The sequence below is a fragment of the Streptomyces sp. Ru72 genome, assembly GCF_002920635.1.
Lineage (GTDB): Bacteria > Actinomycetota > Actinomycetes > Streptomycetales > Streptomycetaceae > Streptomyces.
In genome coordinates this window covers 1-363 of the sequence record NZ_PQSR01000261.1, presented here as the reverse complement: position 1 = coordinate 363, position 363 = coordinate 1, and the positions used below count along the sequence as shown (strand labels likewise).

General features: G+C 66.9%; 1 protein-coding gene and 1 pseudogene. Both read left to right on the top strand.

Annotated features, from left to right (window positions below; translation table 11 throughout):
- Positions 1-78: pseudogene (locus C3488_RS42840) on the top strand (alpha-amylase); the annotation flags it as partial.
- Positions 75-363, top strand: a 289-nt coding sequence (locus C3488_RS39805; protein ID WP_258053935.1) for an alpha-amylase family glycosyl hydrolase, incomplete at its 3' end; no start/stop codon positions are given. The pseudogene C3488_RS42840 and the gene C3488_RS39805, both read left to right, overlap by 4 nt.

The following is a 363-nucleotide window of genomic DNA, read 5'->3' as shown; positions in this document are numbered from 1 at the left end:
CCGGGCGATAGCCCCGCGCACGTGCTGACCGTCCTGCGACCGTCCTCACCGCAGATCGGAGGGTCACCCACACGATGATCGTCAACGAGCCCGTTCCGGACACCTTCGAGGACACTCCTGCCGCGGAGCGCGACCCGGAGTGGTTCAAGCGTGCCGTCTTCTACGAGGTCCTGGTCAGGTCGTTCCAGGACAGCAATGGCGACGGCGTGGGCGACCTCAAGGGGCTGACCGCGAAGCTGGACTACCTGCAGTGGCTGGGCATCGACTGCCTGTGGCTGCCGCCCTTCTTCAAGTCCCCGCTTCGCGACGGGGGTTACGACGTCTCCGACTACACGGCGGTGCTGCCGGAGTTCGGGGACCTGG